The 11,975-nt window shown below is 61.8% G+C and carries 8 protein-coding genes; 5 read left to right on the plus strand and 3 right to left on the minus strand.

All coding sequences use genetic code 11. The features are described 5' to 3' along the window. Nucleotides 1-42 precede the first annotated feature (42 nt). From glgB to ACS5Q8_RS15700, 3 genes are all read right to left on the minus strand, one after another. Entirely contained in the window at nucleotides 43-2,280 is a 2,238-nt protein-coding gene (gene glgB / locus ACS5Q8_RS15690) for a 1,4-alpha-glucan branching protein GlgB (RefSeq protein ID WP_465159123.1), read from the minus strand. Next, on the minus strand, nucleotides 2,277-5,624 hold the full coding sequence (gene treS / locus ACS5Q8_RS15695) for a maltose alpha-D-glucosyltransferase (protein WP_443695119.1): 3,348 nt from the start codon (nucleotides 5,622-5,624) through the stop codon (nucleotides 2,277-2,279). Before treS ends, glgB begins: the two co-directional genes overlap by 4 nt. 93 nt (nucleotides 5,625-5,717) lie before the next feature. Next, a complete protein-coding gene (locus tag ACS5Q8_RS15700) occupies nucleotides 5,718-7,706 on the minus strand; it encodes an alpha-1,4-glucan--maltose-1-phosphate maltosyltransferase (protein ID WP_247399484.1) in 1,989 nt (662 codons plus the stop codon). Between the two features lie 204 nt (nucleotides 7,707-7,910). On the opposite strand from ACS5Q8_RS15700, the gene ACS5Q8_RS15705 reads away from it, so the two are divergent. The 5 genes from ACS5Q8_RS15705 (at nucleotide 7,911) to ACS5Q8_RS15725 (ending at nucleotide 11,973) form a co-directional block, all read left to right on the plus strand. Next, the gene (locus ACS5Q8_RS15705; RefSeq protein WP_247399487.1) at nucleotides 7,911-8,084 is read left to right on the plus strand and encodes a hypothetical protein; all 174 of its coding nucleotides are present in this window, start codon (nucleotides 7,911-7,913) and stop codon (nucleotides 8,082-8,084) included. 13 nt (nucleotides 8,085-8,097) lie between these two features. Further along, on the plus strand, nucleotides 8,098-8,337 hold the full coding sequence (locus ACS5Q8_RS15710) for a DUF3203 family protein (RefSeq protein WP_247399489.1): 240 nt from the start codon (nucleotides 8,098-8,100) through the stop codon (nucleotides 8,335-8,337). A gap of 184 nt (nucleotides 8,338-8,521) precedes the next feature. Beyond that, entirely contained in the window at nucleotides 8,522-9,937 is a 1,416-nt protein-coding gene (ccoG, locus tag ACS5Q8_RS15715) for a cytochrome c oxidase accessory protein CcoG (protein ID WP_465159124.1), read from the plus strand. Between the two features lie 94 nt (nucleotides 9,938-10,031). Next, complete coding sequence (gene mapR, locus ACS5Q8_RS15720; RefSeq protein WP_426102577.1) at nucleotides 10,032-11,441, plus strand: GntR family transcriptional regulator MpaR; 1,410 nt, start codon at nucleotides 10,032-10,034, stop codon at nucleotides 11,439-11,441. 67 nt (nucleotides 11,442-11,508) lie between these two features. Next, complete coding sequence (locus ACS5Q8_RS15725; RefSeq protein WP_276193242.1) at nucleotides 11,509-11,973, plus strand: hypothetical protein; 465 nt, start codon at nucleotides 11,509-11,511, stop codon at nucleotides 11,971-11,973. The last annotated feature ends 2 nt before the right edge of the window (nucleotides 11,974-11,975 follow it).

Raw genomic sequence — 11,975 nt, forward strand, 5'->3', positions numbered from 1 at the left:
CTGCCACTAGCGCGGACAATAGAATCCAGCACCTTAGCGCGCTTAACTGTCTTGGGGACGTAAAATCAGCACGCCCAATGGCGGCAAATTCAACGACAGCGACACCGGCTGCCCATGACGCGGCTCATCTTCGGTGAACACCCCCCCGCCATTGCCATAGTTGGAACCGGCATACGTGTCCGCATCACTGTTGATCACCTCGCTCCAACGCCCGGCAAACGGCACGCCGACCTTGTAGGCTTCACGGGGCACCGGCGTGAAGTTGGCCACCACCAGCACCGGCCGGCCGTCCTTGCTCCAGCGCAGCCAGGCATAGACGCTGTTGATCGCATCGTCGCCGATCAGCCACTGGAAACCCTGGGGCGCGTCGTCCTGCTCATACAGCGCCGGCTCCTCGCGGTACAGGCGATTCAAGTCACCGACCAGCTTCTGTACCCCACGGTGTTCGGGGTATTGCAGCAGGTACCAGTCCAGTTGCTGGTCGTGGTTCCATTCGCGCCATTGGCCGAACTCGCAGCCCATAAACAGCAGCTTCTTGCCCGGGTGCATCCACATGAAACTCAGATAGGCACGCAGGTTGGCGAATTTCTGCCAGCGGTCGCCGGGCATCTTGTCGATCAGCGAGTGCTTGCCATGGACCACTTCATCGTGGGAGATCGGCAGGATGAAGCGCTCGGACCAGGCATACACCAGGCCGAAACTCAGTTCATTGTGGTGGTGGGCGCGGTAGACCGGGTCTTGCTGGATGTAATGCAGGGAATCATGCATCCAGCCCATGTTCCACTTGTAGTTGAAGCCCAGGCCCCCCTGTTGGGTCGGCTGGCTGACGCCCGGCCAGGCCGTGGATTCTTCGGCGATCACCAGCGCGCCGGGTGCTTCCAGGGCGACCACGTCGTTCAAGTGCCGCAGGAAGTCGATGGCTTCCAGGTTCTCGCGGCCGCCATAGCGGTTGGGCACCCATTCGCCGGCCTTGCGCGAATAATCGCGGTACAGCATCGAGGCCACCGCATCCACGCGCAGGCCATCGACATGGAAGTGTTTGAGCCAGTGCAGCGCCGAGGCCAGCATAAAGCCATGCACTTCGGTGCGGCCCAGGTTGTAGATCAACGTGTCCCAATCCTGATGGAAGCCTTCCAGCGGGTTGGCGTATTCGTACAACGCTGTGCCATCGAATTGCGCGAGGCCGTGGGTATCGGTGGGAAAATGCGCCGGCACCCAGTCGAGGATCACGCCGATGTCGGCCTGGTGACAGGCATTGACGAACTCGGCGAATTCTTGCGGCGAACCGAAGCGCGCAGTCGGCGCGAACTGGGACAACGCTTGATAGCCCCAGGAGCCGCCGAACGGGTGCTCCATGATCGGCATCAGCTCGATATGGGTGAAACCCAGTTGCTGCACATACGGAATCAGCCGCTCGGCCAGTTCGCGCCAGCCGTACTGGCGCGCAACCTCACCGGCCTCGTCCAGCTCGCACTGCCAGGAGCCGACGTGCAGTTCATAAATCGACAGCGGCGCGGTGGGCTTCTGCTTTTCGGTGCGCGCCTGCATCCACGCGTGGTCCTGCCAGTCGACCTGCAGCGGCGCAGCGACTTTCGACGCGGTGTCGGGTGGCATCTGGGTGGCCAGGGCCATCGGGTCGGCCTTGAGCGGCAAGATGCCGTTGGCGCCGAGGATTTCGTACTTGTAGGCCGCGCCCGGTTGCAGGCGCGGGATAAAGATCTCCCACACGCCGGATGGATGCCGCAGGCGCATCGGGTGGCGCCGGCCATCCCAGATATTGAAGTCGCCCACCACCGAAACACGCCGGGCGTTAGGCGCCCATACAGCGAAGCGCACGCCCTGCACGCCATCGACCGTGGTCACCTGGGCACCCAGGCAGTTGCTGAGGTCGCGGTGATTGCCTTCGGCAAACAGGTACAGGTCCATTTCCCCCAACAGCAGTTGCTGGAAGCTGTAAGGGTCTTCGGTGATCTGTTCGCCACCGGCCCATTGGATCTTCAGCAAGTAGGCCTGGCGACTGCTGAAATGCCCGATAAACAAGCCCGGCACCGGGGTCGCGTCGAGGCTTCCGATCGGCTCGCCACCGTCGCGACTCAGCACCTCGACGCTCAAGGCCTCCGGCAGGAACGCACGGATAAACTGGCCGCCCTGCTCATCATCATGGGGCCCGAGAATCGAGAACGGATCATGGTGCTCGGCGCGCACCAGCGCTTCGACGTCCTTGGACGCCGGCATTGCAGTCAGTTTTGGCTGCAGCGGTTCTTTATTCGTAAAACTCATGACGTCTCCCCACCGCGTACAGATTTCGATCCAGGTATGAGCCCGCTCAGCAAACCGTGTAAACCCTGCAAGGGCACCGGCAGCCAGGTCGGACGGTTTTCCGCTTCATAGGCCACTTCGTACGCGGCCTTCTCCAGGCTGAACAACGTCAGCGCAGCGTCTTGGCCTTTGGCATCCTGCCAGTCATGCGCCAGTGTAGCCGTCGCCGCGTGATAAACCTTGATAAATGCCAGACGCGCCTCACTTAGGTAGCGCTCGGTCACACGCTGGCGTGCGGCGTGCGCCGCGGGTGATTGGTCCACGCCCTGCACATTCAAGGCCATGGCCGCCGCGTAATCAAAGGAACGCAGCACACCGCTGACGTCTTTATACGGGCTGTGCTTGCCGCGCCGCTCGTGCAGTGGCCGCGCCGGTTCCCCTTCAAAGTCGATCAGGTAGGCGTCGCCTTTCACCACCAGCACCTGGCCCAGGTGCAAATCACCATGCACGCGAATGCGCAGCCCGCCCAACGTGGCCTGCGCCAACGCCTGGACATGACTGGCGATGGCTTTTTTCTGATCCAACAATTCACTGACCCGCGCCTGATCGGCCGGGTTCAATTGGCTTTGATGCAGTTTGAGCAATTGCAGGGCGCGCTCGATCTGCGCACCGATATCCTTGGCCCAGGCCTGGGCATCCTTGGCCGTGGTGACTTCGGGGTTGAAATCCTGGTTGGCCGTTGACGCCGCCAGCACCGCGTGCATTTCACCCAGGCGCTGCCCGAGCAAACCGGCGAAGTCCGCCAGCTCGCCCAAGGCGTTGTAGTGCTGCTCCTGTTCGGAGATGGCTTCGGCCAGTTCGTCGCGTATGGCGCGTTCCAGGTTGTTCTGGGTCCAGCCCCAGGCGTCGCCCTGGTTGCTCAGGTAGCCCTGGGCAATCATCAACAGGTTGTCCTGACCTTCGGCGTCACGCCGAATCATCGAACCGAGCAACGGCGAAATGTTCGGGTAACCGGCTGCGGTCAGGTAGGCACTCATCTCCAGTTCCGGGTGTACCCCGGCGCTGACTTTACGGATCAGCTTGAGCACCAGGCTCTCGCCCACAACCACCGAGCTGTTGGACTGCTCGGCGGCCAGGTAACGCACTGCCGATTCATCGCTCAGTTGCAGTTTGGCCAGGTGCGGCGTGGCTTCAAAACGCAACTCGCCTTGGCTGGTGGTCAAGACTGTGCCCACCTGCAAGGCCTGGATCACTGCACGGATGAAGTGTTCCAGGCTGAACGCATCGGTCACCAACCCAACCTGGCGCACGCGTCGCACACGGGCCAGGGCCAGTTGTTGCGGCAAGGCGCTGGTGAACTGGTCTTCGCCGAGGAAGCCGAACGGCAGTTGATAGCGGCTGACCTGGCCACCGGCGCTCACGTCGATTTCGCTGAGCAGCACCGGGTGCTGCGGGTCGCCGAACCGTACACCATAGGCAATATGCACGCTGTCGATGGCCGTGTCCTTGCCGGCGAACCAGCGGCGCTTGGGCAGCCAGCTCGGCAGCGACGTGTGCTCCAGGGCGGTGCGACACGGTTCGTCGAGCAGCTCTTCCATGCGTTTTTTCAATACCAGGGTGGTGAAGTCCGGCATGCTTTGCGCCGGTTCCACATGCCAGCTGGGCATCTGGTTTTCCGCCGCCAGCACAAACCAATAGAAGCCATACGGCGCCAGGGTCAGCAGGAAATTCAACTGCCCGATGGGCGGGAACGCATTACCGCCGAGCATCTCCACCGGCACCATGCCGGCGAAGGCCGAGAGGTCCAACTCGGCCGCCTGGGCGCTGCGCGAGACGTTGGCCACGCACAGGATGATTTCAGTGCGGCCATCGTCCCCGGTGTATTCGCGGGTATAGGCGAGGATGCGGCGGTTGCTCGGCGAAAGCATTTTTAAACTGCCCCGGCCAAACGCCTTGGACTGCTTACGCACCGCGAGCATGCGGCGGGTCCAGTTCAGCAGCGAATGCGGGTCCTGGGCCTGGGTTTCGACGTTGACCGACTGGTAGCCGTATTGCGGGTCCATGATCGGCGGCAGCACCAGGCTGGCCGGGTCGGCGCGGGAAAAGCCGCCGTTGCGGTCGATGGACCACTGCATCGGCGTGCGCACGCCGTCGCGGTCGCCGAGGTAAATGTTGTCGCCCATGCCGATTTCATCGCCGTAATACAGGGTCGGCGTACCGGGCATCGACAGCAGCAGGCTATTGAGCAGCTCGATGCGACGGCGGTCACGCTCCATCAACGGCGCCAAGCGCCGGCGAATGCCCAGGTTGATGCGCGCGCGCCGGTCAGCGGCGTAGTAGTTCCACAGGTAGTCGCGCTCTTTGTCGGTGACCATTTCCAGGGTCAGTTCATCGTGGTTGCGCAGGAAGATCGCCCATTGGCAATTGGCCGGAATTTCCGGGGTCTGGCGCAGGATGTCGGTGATCGGGAAACGGTCTTCCTGGGCCAGCGCCATGTACATGCGCGGCATCAGCGGGAAGTGAAAGGCCATGTGGCATTCATCGCCGTCGTCGCCCTTTTTGTCGCCGAAGTACAACTGCGTGTCTTCCGGCCACTGGTTGGCTTCGGCCAGCAACATGCGGTCGGGGTAGTGGGCGTCGATCTCGGCGCGGATCTGCTTGAGGACGTCGTGGGTCTCCGGCAGGTTTTCGTTGTTGGTGCCGTCGCGCTCGATCAGGTAAGGGATCGCGTCCAGGCGCAGGCCGTCGATGCCCATGTCCAGCCAGTAGCGCATCACCGACAGCACGGCTTTCATCACTTGCGGGTTGTCGAAGTTGAGGTCGGGCTGGTGCGAATAGAAACGGTGCCAGAAGTACTGGCCGGCCACCGGGTCCCAGGTCCAGTTGGACTTCTCGGTATCGAGGAAGATGATGCGGGTGCCGTCGTATTTCTGCTCGTCATCGGACCACACGTAGAAGTCCCGCGCCGCCGAACCGGGCTTGGCCTTGCGCGCCCGCTGAAACCACGGGTGCTGGTCGGAGGTGTGGTTGATCACCAGTTCGGTGATCACCCGCAGCCCGCGTTTATGGGCTTCGGCGATAAAGCGCCTGGCGTCGGCCATGGTCCCGTAGTCGCTGTGTACGCCGCGGTACTCGGAGATGTCGTAGCCGTCGTCGCGACGTGGCGAGGGGTAGAACGGCAGGACCCAGATGGTGTTCACACCAAGGTCGGCGATGTAGTCGAGTTTGGCGATCAGCCCGGGAAAGTCACCGATGCCGTCGTTGTTGGAGTCGAAATAGGATTTGACGTGAACCTGGTAGATCACCGCGTCCTTGTACCAGAGCGGGTCTTTGATAAAGGTGGCAGCCTTGGGTTTCTTCGCCATTGGAAGCTCCTGAAAACTCGAAAATCTTGCAGACTGAACCGGGTCAATGTGGGAGGGCGCTTGCCCCCTCCCCCATGTCGATCCCCACTACGCTTAGGATGCAGTGATCCGCCAAATCCCAAACGGCATCTGCGGTTCCAGCCGCATCCATTGGGTCTTGCCGTACCAGGTCCAGCGATGGCCGTTCATCAAATCTTCGCCCTGGGTGTGGGCGTCGTCAGGCAGGCCCAGCTCCCACAGTGGCAATTCAAAGTGGGCTTCCTGGGCATTGAACGGGTCGAGGTTGACCGCCACCAGGATGAAATTGCTGCCGTCCACGCTGCGCTTGCCGAAGTACAGAATGTTGTCGTTCCATGCGTTGTAGAGCGTCAACCCCAGGTGTGTCTGCAACGCCGGGTTTTGCCGGCGGATGCGGTTGAGTTGGGCGATCTCGGCAATGATGTTGCCGGGCGCGGTGAAGTCCCGTGGGCGGATCTCGTATTTCTCCGAGTCCAGGTACTCTTCCTTGCCCGGCACCGCCGCGGCTTCGCACAGTTCAAAGCCCGAATACATGCCCCACAAGCCTGAACCCATGGTCGCCAGCGCGGCGCGGATCAAAAAGCCAGGGCGCCCGGATTGATGCAAGAAGCCGGGATTGATGTCCGGGGTATTGACGAAAAAGTTCGGTCGGAAGCACTCGCGCCACGGCGACTCGTTCAATTGCGTCAGGTACTCGCCCAGCTCGGCCTTGGTGTTGCGCCAGGTGAAATAGGTGTAGCTCTGGGAGTAACCGACCTTGCCCAAGCGCGCCATCATCGCTGGCGTGGTGAACGCTTCGGCGAGGAAGATCACTTCCGGGTACTTGGACCGCACGTCGCCGATCAGCCATTGCCAGAATGGCAGCGGCTTGGTGTGCGGGTTATCGACGCGGAATGTCTTCACGCCCTCTTCCACCCAGCCCACCACAACGTCACGCAACTCGGTCCACAGGCTGGGGATCGCATCGGCGGCATAGAAATCGACGTTGACGATGTCCTGGTACTTCTTCGGCGGGTTTTCCGCGTATTTGATCGTGCCGTCAGGGCGCCAGTTGAACCATCCCGGGTGCTGCCTGAGCCACGGATGGTCCTGGGAACACTGAATGGCGAAGTCCAGCGCGATTTCCAGGCCGTGCTCGGCGGCGGCCTTGATCAGGCGGCGAAAGTCGTCGCGGCTGCCCAGTTGCGGATGAATCGCGTCGTGGCCACCCTCCTCGCTGCCGATCGCGTAGGGGCTGCCCGGATCGTCCGGGCCGGCGTTCAACGCATTGTTCTTGCCTTTGCGGTGGCTGCGGCCGATCGGATGGATCGGCGGGAAGTACAGCACGTCAAAGCCCATGTCATGGATCATCGGCAAGCGCGCGTGCACGTCGTTGAACGTCCCGTGACGCGCGGGATCGTCGGTGATCGAGCGGGGAAACAGCTCGTACCAACTGGCAAACTGCGCCCGCTCGCGCTCCACGTCGATCGGGTAGACGGTGCTGATGCTCAAGTAGGCGTGGTGATCGGCCTGGGTCATCAAGTGTGCACTGTCGTCGTGCAAGAACAGGGCAACCTGCTCGGTTTCCAGCAGGCCGGAAAGCTCGTGGTGCAACAGCATCAGGCGCTCGCGCAACGGATTATCACTGCGCTCGGCGGCCTGCAGTACCAGGCTGCGGCCTTCCTGCAACTCGAGGCTGACCGGTACGCCGGCCTCATGTTTCTTGCGCAGTTCGTAGCAGAAGCTGGCAAAGGTATCGATCCAGGCTTCGATGCAATATTCATGGGGGCCTTGGGCGGTAACGGTAAACGCGCCCTCCCAGCCGTTGTTGCCGACATCCGCCATGACCACGCGGTGCCAGCTTTCATCTTGCAAGGCGCGCCAGCGGATCACCACCGCGAGCGTGTCGTGGCCATCGGCGAACACCTTGCTGGTGACGCTGATGCGCTGGCCGACCACGGCCTTGACGGCAAATTCGCCGCCGTCGATCACCGGCATGGTGCTTTCAATGGCTATGCGAGGCAGCAACAAAGCCTGGGACAGCGGCAGTACGCGATCGTCTGGAGTCAGTGTTTCAGCAGTCATCGAGCATCTTCCCCTTACGCCCTGTGGACGCTCTTTGCTTGATCCGAATTCTGATACGGCACCGCTCTCCCTGAGCAGGGCCACATAAGGTCCGAGCCCGGGTGAAGGTGAAAAGTTCAGGTGGATGTGCCGCCATCGGCGGGGGAATCAATTCCCCCAGGCGGCTGTCCACCGATAGAGCAAAGCACAAAGGAGGCCACACCGATGAATATCCCGATCCCCGCTGAAACCCCCGACCCGAATATCGACAAGCCAACCCTGCCGCCCACCGAACCAAACCCGGCGCCGCCTCCCGAGGAAGAACCGCCGCAAGACCCGCCCGTGCGGGTGGAGGAGCCGCTGGCCGGAGGCTACCCCCCAACCATCACCAAACGATGACAAGGAACTCACCATGCCTGTACGTATCGAAAACCACACCTGCTACTTCAAGGTCGATGACAACGGCCAGGAACAAAGCCTGGCCGCGACTCAAGTCACCGTCAGCACCGACAGCGAAAAATCCATGTCTTTCGTGGCGCTGAACGGCGACCGGATCTACATCACCGAAGTCGAGGCCGACGCACTGACCGTCGCCGGCGCCAAGGACGGCCGTAAACACCTGAGGGCGAGCGACAGTGATTCGGTGATTTGATTGATCTGTATCAGCACATGCTGAACCGAGCTGCGCCCCACGCGCCACGGGGTGCAGCACATTGTCGCAGGCGCGCTTGAATGGCGCATCTGATCCGCTTTTTATCGCCACACCTGAGTCTGTTATGCAAACAGCACGGCGAGCATAGTTCGTCGGCCTGATGGAGGCTGATGAGCGAACGACCATGAGCGAAATAATCCCCGTCCGAACCGTGGAAATCCACGAGCCTGCACACCCGAAGAAGGTGAAGGCCCAATCCAGCGACAACCTGATCCATACCCGTAGTTTTACCGGCCTGTTCCGCACCTTGCGCGTCGCCGGTGCAGGCTTTCTGTTCCTGGCGTTTTTCGGCACCGTGTGGCTGAACTGGGGCGGTCGCCAGGCCGTACTGTGGGACTTGGCCGAAAGCAAGTTCCACATTTTCGGTGCGACCTTCTGGCCGCAGGACTTCATCCTGCTGTCGGCGCTGCTGATCATCTGTGCCTTCGGCCTGTTTGCGATCACCGTGTTCGCCGGCCGGGCGTGGTGCGGTTACACCTGCCCGCAAAGCTCGTTTACCTGGCTGTTCATGTGGTGTGAAAAAGTCACCGAAGGCGAGCGCAACCAGCGCATCAAGCTGCAAGCGGCGCCCTGGAGCCTGAACAAACTGGCGCGGCGCTCGGCCAAACATACGCTGTGGTTGGGCATCAGCGTGCTGACCGGGTTGACCTTTGTCGGTTACTTCACGCCCATACGCCCGCTGGCCGCCGAACTGCTGACCTGGCAACTGGGTGGCGTGAGCCTGTTCTGGGTGGTGTTTTTCACCGCCGCCACTTACATCAACGCTGGCTGGCTGCGCGAAGCGGTGTGCATGCACATGTGCCCGTATGCGCGGTTCCAGAGCGTGATGTTCGACAAGGACACCCTGACCATCTCCTACGATGCGGCCCGTGGCGAACACCGCGGCCCGCGCAAGCGTGAGGCGAAACCGGCGGACGTCGGCCTGGGCGACTGCATCGATTGCCACGTGTGCGTGCAGGTGTGTCCCACCGGCATCGACATCCGCGATGGCCTGCAAATGGAATGTATCGGCTGCGCGGCGTGCATCGATGCCTGCGATTCGATCATGGACAAAATGGGCTACGCCCGCGGCCTGGTGAGCTATACCAGCGAACATCAACTACAAGGCGGCAAGACCCACCTGCTCAGGCCACGCCTGATCGGCTACAGTGCGGTGCTGCTGCTGATGATCGCCGCGCTGGTCGTGGCGCTGGTGCAGCGGCCAATGGTGTCGCTGGACGTGACCAAGGACCGCGGCATGTTCCGCGAGAACAGCCAGGGCCAGATCGAAAACATCTACAGCCTCAAGGTCATCAACAAGACCCAGCAACGCCAGGACTACCGCCTGGAGCTGGTGGATGCCGAGGGCTTCCAGTTACAAGGCAAGACCCAGATCAGCCTGGCACCCGGGGAAATCAGCGATGTACCGGTGTCGGTGGCCTTACTGGCGGACAAGCCGGCGAGCAGTTCGCAGACCCTGCGTTTCAAGGTCACGGACGTCGACGAACCGTGGGTCTATAGCGCCGCCGACAGCCGCTTCGTGGCGCCGTTGAGCCGCTGAGGGTTCGCCAACATAAGAGATCAAATGTGGCAGCGGGCTTGCCGGCTGCCACATTTCGCCCTGCGTACATCCTGAGAAGAATAATTTGGCCACCCTGAAACGCTACGAAAAATTCGCCGACGACATTGCCGAACTGATCCGCTCCGGCGTGCTCGGCCCTGGCCAGCGAGTGCCCTCGGTGCGCTATGCCAGCCAGACCTACGGCGTCAGCCCGTCCACGGTGTTCCAGGCGTATTACTTGCTGGAACGCCGCGGCCTGATCCGGGCGCGGCCGCGTTCCGGCTATTTCGTCAACACCCATGCGCCGAGCCCGTTTTCCGAGCCGGTGGTGAGTGAACATGTACATGCGTCCACCGAAGTCGATGTGAGCGAATTAGTGTTCTCGGTCCTCGACTCCATCAAAGACCCGAATACCGTGCCGTTCGGTTCGGCCTTCCCCAGCCCGATGCTGTTCCCGCTGCCCCGCCTGGCCCGCTCCCTGGCCAGTGCCGGCCGTGAAATGGACCCGCGCCTGGTGGTGACCGACATGTCGCCGGGTAACCCGCAACTGCGCCGGCAGATTGCCCTGCGTTACATGGTCGGCGGCCTGATGCTGCCGATGGAGGAGCTGCTGATCACCAACGGCGCCCTCGAAGCGTTGAACCTGTGCCTGCAGGCCGTCACCGAGCCGGGCGACCTGGTGGCCATTGAAGCGCCAGCGTTTTATGCCTGCCTGCAAGTACTGGAACGCCTGAAACTCAAAGCGGTGGAAATTCCCGTGCATCCGCGTGACGGCATCGACCTCAACGCCCTGGCGCAAAGCCTGGAGCGCTACCCGATCAAAGCCTGCTGGACCATGACCAGCTTTCAGAACCCCATCGGCGCCACGCTGCCGGAAGCGAAGAAACAGGCACTGGTGGAACTGCTGCGCCGCCACCAGGTGCCGTTGATCGAGGACGACGTCTACGCAGAGTTGTACTACGGGCAACAGGCGCCGAAACCCGCCAAGGCCTTCGACACCGAGGGCCTGGTGATGCACTGCGGCTCATTCGCCAAGAGCCTGGCACCGGGCTATCGCATTGGCTGGGTGGCGGCCGGGCGCTATGCGCAAAAGGTCGAGCGCCTCAAGCTGATGACCTCGCTATGCCCATCGATGCCTGCTCAGGCTGCGATTGCCGACTACCTGCAACACGGCGGCTATGACCGGCACTTGCGCAAGTTACGCTATGCACTGGAAGAACAGCAAAGCGCGATGCTCGCGGCCATTGCCCGATATTTTCCGGCGCAGACGCGGGTCAGCCAGCCAGCCGGCGGGTATTTCCTCTGGCTGGAACTGCCGGAACAAACGGACTCGCTCAAGTTGTTCCAGATGGCGTTGGCCCAAGGCATCAGCATCGCGCCGGGGCCGATTTTCTCGGCGACCCAGCGTTTCAGGAACTGTATCCGCTTGAACTACGGCAGCCCGTGGTCCGACGCATCGGAAAAAGCGATGGAGACCTTGGGACGGATTGTGCGGTCGTTTTGAACCGGAACCAGACGGCCGAACGGACCACATAGGAGGCGCCTTTCCTGGTTCGAATCGGAGATTCCTTATGCGCGTTGCTTTACCCGCAGGGCTTACACCCTTGCCCATTCCACCCAACTACATGCAGGCGGCCGAACAAAAACAGGTCCGCGCAATGCGCGGTCCGACAGGCCGACCGGCCGGCGACCATCGCTCGGCAGAGCAAATCATCGAACAGAGCGCGGTCATGAGGCGTTTCCTGCAGGGCCGCGACAGTTACGCGATCGCTGATGACCTTAAGACGCAGATCGGTGATTGGACCCCATCCAACGCAGCCCCGGATGCACGCGCTGACGCGGCCCACAACATGGAAAAAGTGCTGCGGTTTCTCGATAACCTGAACGACAGCACCTTGAACGGCAGCCATGCCCGCAACGGGCGTATCGATGGGTTCTTCAACGACGGCTACAGCACTCTGGATAACTCCGAAGCCAGCCTGCTCAAGGCGTTCTCGCTTAAAGGCTATGACGTGCTGCGCCCTCTGCCAACCTGATG

The sequence above is a fragment of the Pseudomonas sp. PAMC25584 genome (assembly GCF_058135675.1).

Bases quoted from the DNA above. Each gene is read 5' to 3' on its own strand.
- glgB (WP_465159123.1), bottom strand. From the start codon at position 2,280: ATGAGTTTTACGAATAAAGAACCGCTGCAGCCAAAACTGACTGCAATG.
- treS (WP_443695119.1), bottom strand. From the start codon at position 5,624: ATGGCGAAGAAACCCAAGGCTGCCACCTTTATCAAAGACCCGCTCTGG.
- ACS5Q8_RS15700 (WP_247399484.1), bottom strand. From the start codon at position 7,706: ATGACTGCTGAAACACTGACTCCAGACGATCGCGTACTGCCGCTGTCC.
- ACS5Q8_RS15705 (WP_247399487.1), top strand. From the start codon at position 7,911: ATGAATATCCCGATCCCCGCTGAAACCCCCGACCCGAATATCGACAAG.
- ACS5Q8_RS15710 (WP_247399489.1), top strand. From the start codon at position 8,098: ATGCCTGTACGTATCGAAAACCACACCTGCTACTTCAAGGTCGATGAC.
- ccoG (WP_465159124.1), top strand. From the start codon at position 8,522: ATGAGCGAAATAATCCCCGTCCGAACCGTGGAAATCCACGAGCCTGCA.
- ACS5Q8_RS15725 (WP_276193242.1), top strand. From the start codon at position 11,509: ATGCGCGTTGCTTTACCCGCAGGGCTTACACCCTTGCCCATTCCACCC.